The organism is Mesorhizobium caraganae (assembly GCF_016836705.1).
Classification (GTDB): domain Bacteria; phylum Pseudomonadota; class Alphaproteobacteria; order Rhizobiales; family Rhizobiaceae; genus Mesorhizobium; species Mesorhizobium caraganae.
This window is the reverse complement of sequence record NZ_JAFCGY010000006.1, coordinates 51,792-68,135: the sequence shown is the minus strand read 5'-3', so window position 1 is coordinate 68,135 and position 16,344 is coordinate 51,792. Positions and strand designations below refer to the sequence as shown.

Annotated in this window: 13 protein-coding genes; 11 read left to right on the top strand and 2 right to left on the bottom strand. The window is 63.9% G+C overall.

The annotated features are described in order from the left end of the window. Positions 1-53: 53 nt before the first annotated feature. The 9 genes from JQK88_RS14810 to JQK88_RS14770 all read left to right on the top strand — a co-directional run bounded on the left by JQK88_RS14810 (position 54) and on the right by JQK88_RS14770 (position 12,202). The gene (locus tag JQK88_RS14810; RefSeq protein WP_203278687.1) at positions 54-980 is read left to right on the top strand and encodes a D-alanine--D-alanine ligase; all 927 of its coding nucleotides are present in this window, start codon (positions 54-56) and stop codon (positions 978-980) included. Then, positions 968-1,909, top strand: a complete 942-nt coding sequence (locus JQK88_RS14805; RefSeq protein ID WP_192258443.1) for a cell division protein FtsQ/DivIB — start codon at positions 968-970, stop codon at positions 1,907-1,909. The genes JQK88_RS14810 and JQK88_RS14805 overlap by 13 nt, the downstream gene beginning before the upstream one ends. Further along, complete coding sequence (gene ftsA, locus JQK88_RS14800; RefSeq protein ID WP_203278686.1) at positions 1,906-3,213, top strand: cell division protein FtsA; 1,308 nt, start codon at positions 1,906-1,908, stop codon at positions 3,211-3,213. The genes JQK88_RS14805 and ftsA overlap by 4 nt, the downstream gene beginning before the upstream one ends. A gap of 66 nt (positions 3,214-3,279) precedes the next feature. Further along, positions 3,280-4,932, top strand: coding sequence for a cell division protein FtsZ (gene ftsZ, locus JQK88_RS14795; RefSeq protein ID WP_203278685.1), 1,653 nt, complete (start codon positions 3,280-3,282; stop codon positions 4,930-4,932). A gap of 276 nt (positions 4,933-5,208) precedes the next feature. After that, a complete protein-coding gene (lpxC, locus tag JQK88_RS14790) occupies positions 5,209-6,156 on the top strand; it encodes a UDP-3-O-acyl-N-acetylglucosamine deacetylase (protein ID WP_203278684.1) in 948 nt (315 codons plus the stop codon). Positions 6,157-6,419: 263 nt separating this feature from the next. After that, positions 6,420-7,289, top strand: a complete 870-nt coding sequence (locus JQK88_RS14785; protein WP_112560393.1) for an outer membrane protein assembly factor BamD — start codon at positions 6,420-6,422, stop codon at positions 7,287-7,289. Positions 7,290-7,484: 195 nt separating this feature from the next. Beyond that, positions 7,485-9,158, top strand: coding sequence for a DNA repair protein RecN (gene recN, locus JQK88_RS14780; protein WP_203278683.1), 1,674 nt, complete (start codon positions 7,485-7,487; stop codon positions 9,156-9,158). A 147-nt stretch (positions 9,159-9,305) separates the two neighbouring features. Beyond that, on the top strand, positions 9,306-11,510 hold the full coding sequence (gene ligA / locus JQK88_RS14775; protein ID WP_203278682.1) for an NAD-dependent DNA ligase LigA: 2,205 nt from the start codon (positions 9,306-9,308) through the stop codon (positions 11,508-11,510). Next, complete coding sequence (locus JQK88_RS14770) at positions 11,483-12,202, top strand: DUF2461 domain-containing protein (protein WP_376740411.1); 720 nt, start codon at positions 11,483-11,485, stop codon at positions 12,200-12,202. Before ligA ends, JQK88_RS14770 begins: the two co-directional genes overlap by 28 nt. A gap of 19 nt (positions 12,203-12,221) precedes the next feature. Here the strand turns inward: JQK88_RS14770 and JQK88_RS14765 are convergent, their stop codons facing one another. Then, positions 12,222-12,980: an SDR family NAD(P)-dependent oxidoreductase gene (locus tag JQK88_RS14765; protein ID WP_192258439.1), complete on the bottom strand. Its 759-nt coding sequence runs from the start codon at positions 12,978-12,980 to the stop codon at positions 12,222-12,224. A 121-nt stretch (positions 12,981-13,101) separates the two neighbouring features. Here JQK88_RS14765 and JQK88_RS14760 point away from each other — a divergent pair, with 121 nt between their 5' ends. Continuing rightward, complete coding sequence (locus JQK88_RS14760; RefSeq protein WP_192258438.1) at positions 13,102-13,830, top strand: AzlC family ABC transporter permease; 729 nt, start codon at positions 13,102-13,104, stop codon at positions 13,828-13,830. Then, positions 13,827-14,123, top strand: coding sequence for a branched-chain amino acid transport AzlD family protein (locus JQK88_RS14755; protein ID WP_192258437.1), 297 nt, complete (start codon positions 13,827-13,829; stop codon positions 14,121-14,123). The genes JQK88_RS14760 and JQK88_RS14755 overlap by 4 nt, the downstream gene beginning before the upstream one ends. 229 nt (positions 14,124-14,352) lie before the next feature. Here the strand turns inward: JQK88_RS14755 and JQK88_RS14750 are convergent, their stop codons facing one another. Continuing rightward, the gene (locus JQK88_RS14750; RefSeq protein ID WP_203278681.1) at positions 14,353-16,197 is read right to left on the bottom strand and encodes an aminopeptidase P family protein; all 1,845 of its coding nucleotides are present in this window, start codon (positions 16,195-16,197) and stop codon (positions 14,353-14,355) included. Between the last annotated feature and the right edge of the window lie 147 nt (positions 16,198-16,344).

Sequence of the window (16,344 nt, the reverse complement as noted above, 5' to 3'; positions counted from 1 at the left end):
CATCTGGTCGCTGAATGCGTGGTTGCGGGCCCGCCGTGAGAGGATGACGGGATATGAAGAACAAGCATGTGGCTGTCCTCCTGGGCGGATTCTCGTCCGAGCGGTCCGTGTCTCTGTCTTCGGGAAAGGCGTGTGCGGATGCGCTTGAGAAGGAAGGCTACCAGGTTACCCGCGTCGACGTTGCGCGCGACGTCGGCGCCGTGCTTGGCGAGCTCAAGCCTGATGTTGTCTTCAACGCGTTGCACGGTCCGTTCGGTGAAGACGGCACCATCCAGGGCATCCTCGAATATCTGGCCATTCCCTACACCCATTCGGGTGTGCTCGCCTCGGCGCTCGCCATGAACAAGGAGCAGGCCAAGAAGGTTGCCAAGGCTGCCGGCATCGCGGTGGCGGAATCGAAGGTTGCCAGCCGCTTCGCCATTCAGAACAAGCACCCGATGAAGCCGCCCTATGTGGTGAAGCCTGTCAATGAAGGCTCAAGCTTCGGCGTTGTCATCGTGCATGAAGGGCAGTCGCATCCGCCGCAGGTCATCGGCTCGTCCGAATGGAAATATGGTGAGACCGTCATGGTCGAGCGCTACATCCATGGCCGCGAGTTGACCTGCGCCGTCATGGGCGATGTGGCGCTTGGCGTCTGCGAGATCATTCCGACCGGCCATTCCTTCTACGACTATGATTCAAAATACGTCGCCGGCGGATCAAAACACGAAATCCCTGCTAAAATTTCACCGAATATTTACCAAAAAATACAGACACTGGCGCTCAAGGCACATCTGGCTATCGGCTGTCGGGGCGTTTCCCGGTCGGACTTCCGCTATGACGATCGTCACTCCGAAAACGGCGAAATTGTCTGGCTCGAGATCAACACTCAGCCGGGCATGACTCCGACGTCTTTGGTGCCTGAAATCGCCGCCCAAGCGGGGCATTCGTTCGGCGATCTGTTGAGTTGGATGGTGGAGGACGCTTCGTGTCTGCGTTGAAATGGGGACAGGACAAGGGCAGGGGCGGCGCCGGGCCGGCGCTGTTCGGCATGCCGTTGTCGTTCGACCATTTCGTGCTGCCGCGCGTGCTGCGCCGGCCGGTGCGCGTGCTGGCGCGCCTGGGTGGCGGCGAGTTCGTCGCGCCGCGCTTTTCCGCGGCCATCTTGTCCGCTTCGCTCATCGCATCGAGCAGCCTCTATGGCGCCATTCTCGGCGGCCATGCCGACGACATCGTCCAGAGTATCACCGCCCGCACCGGCTTTGCCGTCGACCAGATCAAGGTGGTCGGCAACCGCCAGACCTCGGAGATCGACATACTGGACCGGCTTGAACTCGATGGCTGGACGTCGCTGATCGGCTTCGATGCCGAGGCAGCGCGCGAGCGCATCGATACGCTGCCCTGGGTCGAAGTGGCGGCGGTGCGCAAGGTCTATCCGCATACGCTGGAAGTGCGTGTCGAGGAGCGCGAACCCTTCGCGCTCTGGCAACAGGGCTCGGAGCTTTCCGTCATCGAGCGCTCCGGCGCGGTGATCGCGCCGTTCTCGGGCGGCAAGCAGGCCTTGCTGCCGCTGATCATCGGCACCGGCGCGCCGGCCAAGGCGCCCGACTTCCTGGCCAAGATCAAGAAGTATCCAGAGCTCGCGGCGCGGGTCAAAGGCTATATCCGCATCGGCGAGCGGCGCTGGGACCTGAAGCTGGAAAACGGAATCACCGTCAAACTGCCCGAGGATGGCGAGGACCAGGCGATCGCCGAGCTGGTTCGGATGGATCATGACAACGGTCTTCTGACGCGCGATATCGCCGCCGTCGATATGCGCATCTCCGATCGCCTGGTCGTGCAGCTGACGCCGGAAGCGGCGACGCAGCGCCAGGCGGCGCTCAACGAAAAACCGCAAAGCCTCAAGCGCAAGTCGGAGACGAAGATATGAGCTGGCTTGGCGGCAACAGCGATGCCTCTTCGCGCCGCTCCGGCACGCTGACGGTGCTGGATGTCGGCTCAAGCAAGGTTTGCTGCGTGGTGGCGAAACTGAAGCCGCGCGAGGACGGCAAGCTGTTGCGCGGCCGCTCGCACCGCATCCAGGTGATCGGCATCGGCCATCAGAAGTCGCAAGGCGTGAAGTCGGGCGTGGTCGTCGATCTCGACCGCGCCGAGCACGCCATTCGCCTGTCCGTCGACGCCGCCGAGCGCATGGCGGGACTGACGGTGGATTCGCTGATCGTCAACATGACGGCCGGCCGGCTGAAGAGCGAAACCTATTCGGCCACCATCAACCTTGGCGGCCATCAGGCCGATGAGGCCGACATCAAGCGCGTGCTTGCCGCCGGCGCCAAGCAGGCGCTGAAGGCCGAGCGCGACGTGATCCATTCGCTGCCGGTGGGCTTTTCGCTGGACGCCGAACGCGGCGTGCGCGATCCGCGCGGCATGGTCGGCGACCAGCTCGGCGTCGACATGCATGTGCTGACCGGTGACTCCGCACCGCTGCGAAATCTGGAGCTCTGCATCAACCGCTCGCATCTGTCGGTCGAGCGCATGGTGGCGACGCCCTATGCCAGCGGACTTGCGGCGCTTGTCGATGACGAGCTCGAAATGGGCGCGGCCTGCATCGACATGGGCGGCGGCACGACGACGATCTCGGTGTTTTCGGAAGGTAAGTTCGTCCATGGCGACGCCATCGCCATCGGCGGCAACCACGTGACGCTGGACATGGCCAAGGGCCTGTCAACGTCGCTCGACGCCGCCGAACGCCTGAAGGTGATGCATGGCTCGGCGCTGCCCGGCAGCGCCGATGACCGCGACCTGGTGTCGATCCAGCCGATCGGCGAGGAAGGCGAGATGCCGCTGCAGATCCCGCGCTCGGTGATGACGCGCATCATCCGCGCCCGCATCGACGAGACGCTGGAGCTTTTGCGCGACCGGCTGAACAAGTCGGGCTACGGCAATGCCGTTGGAAAACGCGTCGTGCTGACCGGCGGCGCCAGCCAGCTTGCCGGCCTGCCCGAGGCGGCGCGCCGGATTCTGGGACGCAATGTGCGCATCGGCCGACCGCTCGGTGTGGCGGGGCTGCCCGAAGCCGCCAAGGGGCCGGCTTTCTCGACGGCGGTCGGACTGCTGATCTATCCGCAGATGGCGAGTTTCGAGAGCCATCCGGCGAAAGGAATTTCCGGTCTCAGGATGACCGGAACGGGCGGAAAACTGCATCGCATGAGTCAGTGGTTGAGAGACAGTTTCTAATTGACGGGGACAGCCCCATAGGCGGCCGCTGCGGCGAAGCGGCGGGAAAGGCAAAGGACGGAGACAATGACCATCAATCTGCAAAAGCCGGACATCACCGAGCTCAAGCCGCGGATCACCGTGTTCGGTGTCGGCGGCGGTGGCGGCAATGCCGTCAACAACATGATCACCGCGGGCTTGCGCGGCGTCGAGTTCGTCGTGGCCAACACCGACGCGCAGGCGCTGACCATGTCGAAGGCCGAGCGGCTGATCCAGCTAGGCGCACATGTCACCGAGGGCCTCGGTGCCGGATCGCAGCCGGAAGTCGGCCGTGCGGCGGCTGAGGAGTGCATCGATGAGATCATCGATCACCTCTCCAACACCCATATGTGCTTCGTCACCGCCGGCATGGGCGGCGGCACCGGCACGGGAGCTGCCCCAGTCGTTGCCCGCGCGGCGCGCGAAAAGGGCATCCTCACCGTCGGCGTCGTCACCAAGCCTTTCCATTTCGAAGGCCAGCGCCGCATGAAGACGGCGGATATGGGCATCGAGGAACTGCAGAAATGCGTCGACACCCTGATCGTCATCCCCAACCAGAACCTGTTCCGGCTGGCCAATGACAAGACCACCTTCGCCGACGCCTTCGCCATGGCCGACCAGGTGCTCTATTCCGGTGTTGCCTGCATCACCGACCTGATGGTCAAGGAAGGCCTGATCAATCTCGACTTCGCCGACGTTCGTTCGGTGATGCGCGAGATGGGCAAGGCGATGATGGGCACCGGCGAGGCTTCGGGCGAGGGCCGCGCGATGGCCGCCGCCGAGGCAGCGATCGCCAACCCGCTGCTCGACGAGACCTCGATGAGGGGCGCCAAGGGCCTGCTGATCTCGATCACCGGCGGCCGCGACCTGACCTTGTTCGAAGTCGACGAAGCCGCGACCCGCATCCGCGAGGAAGTCGACCAGGACGCCAACATCATCCTCGGCGCCACTTTCGACGAGGAACTCGAAGGCGTCATCCGCGTCTCGGTGGTCGCGACCGGCATCGACAAGTCGGCGGCCGAAATCGCCGCGGTGCCGATCTCGATCCGCGCCGTGCCGCCGCAGCAGAAGCCGGTCAGCCGTCCGGCTCCGGCCGCGGAAGGCCGGCCGGCGCCGGTCCAGCAGACCTATGAGACGCGCGCGGCCGATCCGGTCGCCGAGGCGATTCAGCTTGCCGAAGCCAATGCGGCGGCAATGGCTCGTCCGGCGCCGATAGCCCAGGCGGAAGATTTCCGCCCGCAGAGCAAGATCTTCCAGGCCCCACCTGCCCAGCCGCAGCCTGTCGTGCAGCAGGTGATGCAGCCGGCGCCGCTCAGGGAAATGCCGCAGCCGGTGGCTGCCGCACCCCAGCGCATGCCGCGGGTGGAAGATTTTCCGCCGGTGGTGAAGGCCGAAGTGGAAGCCAAGGGCCGTCCGGCCGACCATGAAAACAGCGGGCCGATGGGGCTGCTCAAGCGGCTGACCAACGGACTGACGCGCCGCGAGGAAGAGCCGGCCCGACTGCAGCCGGCACAGCCGCGCGAACCGAAACTGCGCCAGGCGGCACCGGAAATGCGCCGCCTTGCCAGCCAGGATCCGCAGCTTTATGCGCCGCGCCGTGGCCAGCTCGACGACCAGGGCCGGTTGACGCCGCAGACCAGGTCTGCCCAGGAAGACGACCAGCTGGAGATCCCGGCTTTCCTGCGCCGCCAGGCCAACTGAGGCGTTAACGGTATGTAACACTTGTTAACAGGCAGACGAGAGAATCGTTTGCCTGTTAACGCTTAAAGTGGTTTGAAAACAAGGCGTTACGGTGTGACGCTCACAGGAGGTCGCGGTTACATAGAGTAAGAAACCGTGATTTGGAGTCTCCCTGACGGGCCACTATCTTTGCCGCAGCACTTTCGGTGTGCTGGGATTCGGGGAGTTGGCCCTGCCTGCCGATAATCAAGAGCCGCGCCCTTCGGGGCTATAAAGCGGACATGGGCGTTATGGGCTATGGGGTTTGTCTTGCAAGACTACCAGACGACACTTAGATCGCGTGCGACGCTGACCGGTACCGGCGTTCACAGCGGCAAACCGGTCACCGTCAATTTCCTTCCCGCGGACGCCGACACGGGCGTGATCTTCCACCTTTCGACCGGAAGCGAGAGCCGCGAGTTCCGTGCGCTGGTTGCCGAAGTCGGCGCGACCGATCTCTGCACCATGCTCGGCGATCCGGCAGGCGAGCATATCGCCACCGTCGAACATCTGATGGCGACGCTGTTCGGACTCGGCATCGACAACATCGTCATCGAGATCGACGGCCACGAGGTTCCGATCCTAGACGGCAGCGCGGTGGCGTTCGTGGAGGCCATCGACCAGGCCGGCATCGAGACGCTGGCGGTCAAGCGCCGCTACATCAGGGTGGTCAAGCCGGTTCGCATCGAGAACGGCGCCTCCTGGGCTGAATTCAGGCCCTATAGCGGCACGCGTTTCGAGGTCGAAATCGATTTCGAGAGCCCGGCGATCGGCCGTCAGCTGTTCGCCTCCGACATCAATCCCGACGTCTTCCGCCAGGACATTGCGCGTGCCCGCACCTTCGGTTTCATGAAGGACGTGGAGCGGCTGTGGGCGGCGGGCTATGCGCTGGGCTCCTCGCTGGAGAACTCGCTGGTGATCGGCGACGACAACCGGGTGATCAATATGGGCGGCCTGCGCTATCCCAATGAATTTGCCCGCCACAAGACGATGGACGCGATGGGCGATCTGGCGCTGGCCGGCGCCCGCTTCATCGGCTGCTTCCGTTCCTATCGCGGCGGCCACCGGATGAACGCGGCGGCCCTCAGGCGGCTTTTGTCCGACCGTTCAGCCTTCGAGGTCGTCGAAACCACACGCCGCGAGCGCGGCCGCACTGCCGAGATGAGCGCCGTTACCGGGCCTGTTTTCGCGCCCTGGGTGATCTGATTCTTAACGATTTTCTGGCTTTCTGAGCGTCGGCTGGTGTTGCACGGATGCATCACCGACTGGTGAAAGCGCATAGCTTTCGAGGCAACACCAAGCCGCCACAAAAATGTGCGATTGGCTAGACATAGCGTTGCTGGGCAAGACAGTTATGGTTTATGGCTGCTGCCGTCGATTAGACGCATGTCGCTCAAAAGTGGGGACCAGTTTTGAGGGAACGCCATGCGAAAGGCATTGAAATAACGCCGAAAGGGCGCAATCCAATCATGTTCTTCACGCGAGTTGGTCAATCGAAAGCGCCGTATCGGGCTGTTTTCCTGGCGCTTTCGATAGTTGTGCCATCGCTGTTCCTGTCGGCCTGCATGTCGTCCGAGAAAGACGTCGATTTGTCGACCTATGTCGACCAGACCGAACCGGCCGACGTCCTTTACAATCAAGGCCTTGCCAATCTCAACGCCGGCCGCCTGGATGAGGCGAGCAAGAAGTTCGACGCTGTCGACCGCCAGCACCCCTATTCCGAATGGGCCCGTAAATCGATGGTGATGGGCGCCTTCGCCGACTATCGCGCCGGCCACTATGACGAGGCGATCGGCTCGGCCAAGCGCTATCTTACGCTCTATCCGTCGACCGACGACGCCGCTTATGCGCAGTATATCATTGGCCTGAGCTACTACCGCCAGATCAAGGACGTCACCCAGGACCAGAAGGAAGCACGCCAGACCGTGCAGACGATGCAGGATCTGGTAACGCGCTGGCCAACTTCGGAATATGTCGACGACGCCAAGGAAAAGATCCGTTTTGCCAACGACCAGCTCGCCGGCAAGGAGATGCAGATCGGCCGCTACTATCTCGAACGGCGCGAATACATCGCCGCCGTCAAGCGCTTCCGCAACGTGGTCGAGAACTATTCCAACACCCGTCATGTCGAAGAGGCGCTGGCGCGCCTGACCGAGAGCTACTACGCGATGGGCTTGACCTCGGAAGCGCAGACGGCCGCGGCCGTGCTCGGCACCAACTATCCCGACAGCCAGTGGTACAAGGATTCCTACAAGCTCTTGCAGAGCAATGGGCTTGAGCCGCGCGAGAATGCCGGGTCGTGGATATCCAAAGCCGGAAAGCTGATCACCGGCGCCTGACGCCTGAGCATCGACTGAAGCGATCACAGCGCTTTTCGGATTGATCCGACGCTCAAACAAAAAGATAGTGCGGCGCTGCGACTCCACCGGTCGCATGCCGCATTGAGGCGCGTCGCGCCTGAAGTCTTTTGTTTTGTGCATGCCGTTGTCCCAAACCGGTCCGCTTGGGGCGACATGCGATAGGTTCGGGTTCTGATGCTTTCCAGACTGTCGATCCGCGATATCGTCCTGATCGAGAAGCTGGATATCGACTTCCAGCCCGGCCTTTCCGTGCTGACCGGTGAAACCGGCGCCGGCAAATCCATCCTGCTTGACGCGCTGTCGCTGGCGCTCGGCGCGCGCGGCGACGCCTCGCTGGTGCGCCATGGCGCGGCGCAGGGCCAGGTCATTGCTGTGTTCGACGTGCCGCGCAACCATCCGGTGCGTGCGCTGCTTGCCGAAAACGCCATCGAGGATGACGGCGACATCATCCTGCGCCGGCTGCAGACGGCGGATGGCCGCACCCGCGTCTTCGTCAACGACCAGCCGTCCAGTGTCACCCTGATGCGCGACATCGGCCACGCGCTGGTCGAGATCCACGGCCAACACGACGAGCGGGCCCTGGTCGATCCTGGCGCGCATCGCGAATTGCTGGACAGCTTTGGCGGCCATCTTGGCGCTGCCCGCGCGACAGGCGAGGCGTGGCGCTATTGGCGCGGCTGCGAGCAGGACTTTGCCCGGCATCGCGCCAAGGTCGAGGCGGCGGCGCGCGAGGCCGATTATCTCAGGGCATCGGTGGCTGAGCTGGCCAAGCTCGATCCGCAGCCCGGCGAGGAAACGCAACTGGCGGAACTGCGCGCCACGATGATGCGGGCGGAAAAGATCGCCTCGGAAATACACGACGCGCAGGATGTGCTGTCAGGTCCATCCTCGCCGCTGCCGCAGCTGGCCAGCCTGCTCAGGCGCCTGCAGCGCAAGGCCAACGAAGCACCCGGCCTGCTTGAGGATGTGGTGAAGTCGCTCGATGAGGCGATGCTGTCGCTGGATGCGGCACAGTCCGGTGTCGAGGCGGCGCTGCGCGCCACCGAATACGATCCGCAGCGGCTGGAGAAAGCGGAAGAGCGGCTGTTTTCGCTGCGCGCGGCGTCACGCAAGCACAGCGTGGCGGTCGACGATCTGGCGCAGCTGCGCGACACGATGTCGGCCGACCTTGCCGATCTCGATGCCGGCGAGGAACGTCTGCATGGGTTGGAGAAACAGGCCGCCGCGGCGCGCGAGGCCTATGACATTTCGGCGGCCCAGCTGTCCTCGCTTCGCCATGCGGCTGCGATCGGCCTGACCAAGACTGTCATGGCCGAACTGCCGGCGCTGAAGCTCGAGCGGGCCGAGTTCATCGTCGGGCTGACCAGCGATGGCGAAAACCGTATGGAAGAAGGCATCGATCAGGTCGAGTTCTGGGTGCGCACCAATCCCGGCACAAGGCCAGGCCCGATGATGAAGGTTGCGTCCGGCGGCGAGCTGTCGCGCTTCCTTCTGGCGCTCAAGGTGGCGCTGGCCGACCGTGGCTCGGCGCCGACATTGGTCTTCGACGAAATCGACACCGGGGTGGGCGGCGCCGTGGCCGATGCCATCGGCCAAAGACTGGCCAGGCTGTCGACTCGTGTGCAAGTGCTGTCCGTCACCCATGCGCCGCAGGTGGCCGCACGTGCGGCGACGCATTTCCTGATCTCCAAATCCGGCGGCTCGGACAAGGTCGCCACCGGCATCGCCGAGATGGACCGGGCGGCGCGCCAGGAAGAGATCGCGCGCATGCTGGCCGGCGCCACCATCACTGACGAGGCGCGCGCAGCGGCGGAGCGGTTGCTGCGCGAGAATACGGCGGCGGCCTAACAACCGGCAGATGTCCGAATTGGCTTTTCCGGAAAGAGTCAGGATATGGCGACATCCTGCTGTTCGGGTTTGATTTTTCCACAGCCTATCTCGCTGACAGCAAATCCTGATTTATAGTGGCCCACCAGAATTCGAGGACCGCGCCGCATGTCTGAAAAACCAGTCGAATCGTTGAGCGAAAGCGAAGCCGCGGATGAGCTTGCGCGGCTGGCCGAGGAGATCGCCGGCCACGACCGGCGCTACCATGCCGAGGACGCGCCGACGATCACCGACGCCGAATACGATGCGCTGCGGCGGCGCAACCTTGCCATCGAAGAGCGCTTTCCCGGTCTGGTGCGCGAGGATTCTCCCTCGCTGCGGGTCGGTGCCGCGCCGGCCGAAGGCTTTGCCAAGGTGCGCCATGCGGTGCCGATGCTCAGCCTCGCCAAGGCCTATACCGACGAGGACGTCACCGATTTCATCGAACGTGGCCGCCGCTTCTTCGACCGTGACAAGGATCTCGACATCGCGTTTACGGCCGAGCCGAAGATCGACGGGCTGTCGGCGTCGTTGCGCTATGAACGCGGCATGTTCGTTCAGGGCGCCACGCGCGGCGACGGTGCGGTGGGTGAAGACATCACCGCCAACCTCAGGACCATCGCCGACATCCCCGCGAAGCTGAAAGGATCGGGCTGGCCCGAGACCATTGAGATACGCGGCGAGGTCTACATGACCTATGCGGAGTTCGAGGCGCTGAAGGCGCGCTCGGCGGCGGTCGGCGGCCAGGACTATGTCAATCCGCGCAACACGGCTGCCGGATCGCTGCGCCAGAAGGATGCCTCCGTCACCGCCAGCCGCAATCTCAAATTCTTCGCCTATGCCTGGGGCTACACGACGGCAGATCCCGCGCCGACGCAGTACGAATCCGTGCAGAAATTCGCCGAGTGGGGCTTCAAGGTCAGCCCGCTGATGGTGCGGGCGAAGTCGGTCGAGGATCTCATCGCGCAATATCACAAGATCGAGGAACTGCGCTCGTCGCTGGGCTACGACATCGATGGCGTCGTCTACAAGGTCGACCAGCTGGAATTGCAGCGTCGCTGGGGGTTCGTTACCGGCGAGCCGCGCTGGGCAGTTGCGCACAAATTCCCTGCCGAACAGGCGATGACGACGGTGCAGAAGATCGATATCCAGGTCGGTCGCACCGGCACGTTGGCGCCGGTGGCGCGGCTGGCGCCGGTCACGGTTGGCGGCGTGGTGGTCGAAAACGTCACGCTGCATAATGAGGACTACATCAAAGGCTTCGACAGCAACGGCTTGCCGATCCGTGACGGCATCGATGTGCGCATCGGTGACACGGTTGTCATACAACGGGCAGGCGACGTCATTCCGCAGATCGTCAGCGTCGTCATCGACAAGCGGCCGGGCGATGCGGTGCCTTACGAATTCCCCCATACCTGTCCGGTCTGCGGCTCGCCGGCGACGCGCGAGGTCAACGAGAAGACCGGCAAGGAGGATTCGCGCCGGCGCTGCACCGGCGAGCTGATCTGCGCCGCGCAGGCCGTGGAACGGCTGCGCCATTTCGTGTCGCGCGGGGCGCTCGACATCGAGGGTCTCGGCGCCGAAAACATCGACCTGTTGTTCAATTCGGGGCTGGTCAAGACCGCCGCCGATATCTTTACCCTGAGGGATCGCCGGCCGGCGGTCACCAGGGCGCTGGCCGAGCGGCGCGAGGAGCAGGCGAGGCGGCGCGAGGCGGCATCGGGCATGGCGCGCAAGAATGTGCGCGGTGTCGAGGACCGCAACTATGAAGGCCTCGACAAGCTGTTCGCGGCAATCGATTCGCGCCGCGAGCCGGAACTCGACCGCTTCATCTTCGCGCTCGGCATCCGCCATATCGGCGAAACGACAGCGGCCGTGCTTGCCCGCACCTTCTCGACCATCGAGGATCTGATCCGCATCGGCAAGGAGACGGCAGCGGCGGAAGATCCGCACAGTGTTTTCCCCTCGATCAACGGCATCGGCGACACGGTGATCGATGCGCTGCGCGATTTCTTCGGCAACGAGCGCAATGACGACGTGCTCGACAGACTGCTCGAGCAGGTCAAGCCGAAGCCGTACATCGTCACCGTCTCGGCCGACAGCGAGGTTGCCGGCAAGACCATCGTCTTCACCGGCACGCTGGAAAAGATGACCCGGTCCGAAGCCAAGGCGATGGCGGAACGGCTCGGCGCCAAGGTAGCAGGTTCGGTGTCGGCGAAGACCGACCTCCTGGTGGCCGGGCCGGGCGCGGGCTCCAAACTAAAGCTTGCCAGCGAACTCGGCGTCGAAGTCATCGACGAGGACACATGGTTGCAACGGGTCGGCAAGGCATGACCGGCGGTTCGTTCAAAGGGTTTGGCCAGAAAGCCATCCCGTTCCTGAAGGCGCTGGACTTCCACCAGAGCCGCGAATGGTTCCAGGAAAACCGGCCGCTTTACGACAGCGAGCTGCACGAGCCGCTCTGCGATCTGGTCGAGACGCTGACGGAGCGTTTTGCGGCGGCGGGGCTCGGCCTGCGCGGCGACCGCAAGAAGTCGCTGTTTCGCATCAATCGCGACGTGCGCTTCGCCAAGGACAAACGGCCCTACAACCAACATCTGTCGGCCATCCTGTCGCCGGACGGCACCAAGATGGAGCAGGGCGTGTTCTTCGTCTATGTCGGGATCGACCGCTGCTTTGCCGACGTTGCCTGGTGGAACCCGGAGCCGCCCCTGCTGCTGGCGATGCGCAAGGCGATTATCGCCCGGCCAGCCGAGTTCCGAAAACTGCTTTCAACGCTGAAGAAAAACGGCTTCGAACTCGAAACCGAGGGTCGGTTGAAGCGCACGCCGCGCGGCTTCGAGCAGGTCAACGAACCCGATCTTGTCGACGCCATCCGCAACCGGCACTTCTATGTTCAGCACATGATCGATCCGGCCGGCATCCACGCGCCAGCGCTGGTCGACGAGCTTGTCGATTTCACCTTGCGCGCCAAGCCGTTGCTCGACTGGGGCAGGGCGATCCAGGGCACCGCGCTGCGGAGCTAATCCAGGGCACACTGCACGGCTACATCCGCATCAAAAGACCGCCGTCGACGGCGAGTTCGATGCCGGTGATGTAGCTTGCCGCGTCGGAAAGCAGGAAGAGCGCGGCATTGGCCATGTCCTGCGGCGTGCCGATGCGGCCGAGCGGCGCATAATTGGCAACGGCAGCGCGCTTCTCCTCGGTGTCCCAGCGCGCCTGCAGCGGCGTCAGCGCCATGCCGGGGCAGATCGAATTGGAGCGGATGCCATCGCTCGCCAGCTGCATGGCCAGCGACTTCGAAAGCGCACAGACGCCGGCCTTGGAGGCCTGGTAGGCATCCTGCGGTTTGGGATCGCCGCGATACCACTGGATGGTCGAGAAATGCACCATGGCGCCGCCACGCCCGCCCGCGCGCATGTGCGGAACAACCGCGCGCGCCGTGTGTACGAAGGACTTCAGATTGATGTTGAAGACCTGGTCCCAGACATCGAGATCCATTTCGAGGGCCGACTTGTCGCGGCCGAACCAGAGCACGCCTGCGACATTGGCGAGATAATCGATGCGGCCACGCGAGCGGCCGGCAGCGTTGATGGTCTGTTCGACAAAGGCTGCGTCGGTAAGGTCGCCCTGGGCGAAGGTGAGCCGGTCGTCATAGGCGGCAAGCGATGCCGGACGCGGCTTGACGTCGATGGCGGTGACCGAAGCGCCAGCATCGAGCAACGCCAGCGCGATCGCCTCGCCCATGCCGCCACCCGCCCCGGTGACAATCGCATGCCTGCCGGTGAAATCATAAGCGATCATCTGAACCCCCTCCGCGCCTCGCAACCTGTTACATCAGTTTCGCTGATTTGTTGGCTCAAGCGAATTCGTCTGACTTTTCAAACGTTGGCTCCTACATAGCAGCGCGACCGGGAAATGTGACATGTCGGCAGAGACCTTAACCGAAAAATCTGTGGCCAGCGATTTATGGGACGGCGTGCGGCTGTCGATGCCGGTGGTGGTCGCCGCGGCGCCGTTTGGGCTGCTGTTCGGCGCCATTGCCGTCGATAATGGCTTTTCCGTTTTCGAAGCTTCCTTGATGAGCGCGCTGATCTTCGGCGGCGCCAGCCAGATGGTCGGCATTGAATTGTTTGGCCAGCATGTCGCGCCATGGCTGATCGTGCTCTCGATCTTCGCGGTGAACTTTCGTCACGTGCTCTATTCCGCCGGCATCGGCCGGCGCATCGCGCACTGGCCGGTGATCCAGCAGGCGTTGGGCTATTTCGTGCTCACCGATCCGCAGTTCGCGGTGGCCGAGCGCAAGGCCGAAGCCGGCGAGACCGTTGGCTTCGCCTGGTATATGGGGCTTGGCCTGCCGGTCTATGTGTTGTGGGTGATCGAAAGCGCGCTGGGCGCAGTGTTCGGCAAGCTGATCCCGGACACGCACGCGCTCGGCATCGACTTCCTGCTGCCGATCTATTTCCTTGGCCTGGTCATGGGCTTTCGCAAGCGGCCGCTATGGCTGCCGGTGGTGATCGCCAGCGCTGCCGCGTCGATCATCGCCTACAAGACGGTCGGTTCGCCCTGGCACGTTTCCATCGGCGCCGTTGCCGGCGTGCTTCTGGCCGTCATCTTGCCGCCGCACCATAGCGGCGTGGAGGCAAACCGATGAGCACCACCTTCTGGATCATCATTGCCGGCGCGATCGCCACCTATCTCACGCGTGTCGGCGGCCATCTGGTGATTTCGCGCTTCGACCATATCCATCCGCGCGTCGAGGCGGGTTTGAATGCCGTGCCGGCGGCGGTGCTGACGACGTTGGTGGCGCCGGCGGCCCTTGGCGCCGGGCCGGCGGAATGGGCGGCACTGGTTGTCGCCGCTGTTGTGTCGCTGCGCGGCGGGCTGATGGCCATGTTTCTGGCCGGTGCGGTGGTGCTGATCCTGGCGCGGCAGTTTGTGGGGTAGAAATCGGCCGACAATTACGAATTGTCGGCGCTGCCCCTCATTGTCCTGCCAGACATTTCTCCCCGTATAGTGACGGGGAGAAAGGCTGCTTTCGCCTATGATCTCGCCGACCACCATCGTTGCAGAACTGATGCGGTCTTCGCGGCCAGATGCCTTCTCCCGTCACTATACGGGGAGAAAGCGCCGGCAGGCGGATGAGGGGCGGCGCTGGCTTCTAAAGTAACAGCGTTCAAATCTTCGCGTCGTGCGGCAGCGGGGCGGTTGCTTTCTCCAGCCAGGCCAGCGTCTCGCCGTCGAGCATCGGGCCGATCTCAGCCAGTACGCGCGCATGATATGCGTCCAGCCATTGCAGCTCTTCCCGCTGCAAGAGCTCGGTCCGGATGAGCCTGACGTCGATTGGCGCCAGCGTCAGCGTCTCGAAACTGTGCATGGCGATGTCGCCGCCTTCGACCGCTTCGGCCGGCGTCACCAGGATCAGGTTCTCGATGCGGATGCCGTAGGAGCCTTCCTTGTAGTAGCCGGGCTCGTTGGAGAGCATCATGCCGGCGAGCAGCTTTTCGGTGCCGGTGCGGGCAATGCGCTGCGGCCCTTCATGCACGGCGAGATAGGAGCCGACGCCATGGCCGGTGCCGTGCGCGAAGTCGCAGCCATGCTTCCACAACGCCATGCGCGCCACCGCGTCGATTTCGGAGCCGCGCGTGCCCGCCGGGAAGCGCAGCGTCGAAATGCCGATCATGCCCTTCAGCACCAGCGTGAAGCGCTCGCGCATCTCTTCGGTCGGCTGGCCGATCGGCACGGTGCGGGTGATGTCTGTCGTGCCGTCCTGATACTGGGCGCCGGAATCGAGCAGGAACAGCTCGCCAGCCGCGAGCTTGCGGTTGGTGGCGCGCGATACACGATAGTGCATGATGGCGCCATTCGGGCCGGCGCCGGAAATGGTGTCGAAAGAGACGTCGCGCAGCGGCATCTGCGTTTCCTCGCCGGTCTGCCGGCGCGTCTCTTCCAGTTTGGTGACGACGGTTATTTCGTCGAGCGAGCCCGGCTTCTGCCGCTCCAGCCAGCACAAGAGTTTCGCCACCGCTGCCCCGTCGCGACGGTGCGCGGCGCGGCTGCCGGCGATCTCGGCCTGGTTCTTGGTCGCGCGCGGAATGCGGGCGGGATCGGGCGCGGCAACAAAGGTTCCGCCATTGTCCTCGACCAGCATTCTGAGCTTTTCTGCCGCCAGCACCGGGTCGAGCGCGATCTTCGCGCCGCCCTTGGCAAGGGCGACGACAGCCGCCTCGAATTCGTCGGGCTCATGCAGGTCTCCAAGCTGGCTGAGATAGGCGGCGACGGTGCGCGAAAACTTGCGCTGGTCCATGAACAGCTGGTGCTTGCCGTCGGCTGCGAGGATCGCGAAACCGAGCGCCAGTGGCGTGTGCGGCACGTCACCGCCGCGGATGTTGAAGGCCCAGGCGATCGAGGAGGGGTCGGTCAGGACGGCGTGCGTGGCGCCGTCCTTGGCGATCGCCGCTGCCAGCCGCACCAGCTTGTCCTTGGCCAGTTCGCCCGCAAAGCCGATCGGGTGGATCTCGACCGACGCCACCGGTGGTGCCGGCTGATCCTTCCAGATGATATCGATCGGGTTCTTGTCGAGCGGAACCAGCGTGGCGCCGGATTGCTCGGCCGAAACATTCAGCGCCTTGACCTCGTTGATCGTGTGCAGCCAGGGGTCGAAGCCAAGTCGCGCACCCTTGCCGAGATTGTCCTTGATCCAGGACGCTGGCGGGTTGTCGACGAGGCTCTCGATGGCGAAAATGTCGAGATCGACTTCGTGGCGGACCTGCAGCGTGTAGCGGCCGTCGACGAACATGAAGGCGCGGTCGCGCAGCACAAGGGCGACGCCGGCCGAACCGCTGAAGCCGGTCAGCCATTTCAGTCGCGCCGAGCGGTCGGCGACATATTCGCCCTGGTGCTCGTCGGCGCGGGGCACCAGAAAACCATCGAGCCCATTATCCGCCAGCCATTGCCGCAGCAGCTTCACGCGCGGCTTGCCGACGCTGGGATCGCCGGCGGAGTCAAAGGTCTGGAACATGATAGGCCTCCTCAGGTGCTTGGCTTGAGCGTAGCGCATGCCCCCGAAAACCGGAATCGATTTTCGAAAGAGCGGATTGGTCCAAAGCGCTCGACTTAAAGCGCGTCGCGTCTGAACGGATTCAGGCGACGCCCTTTAAGGATTTAT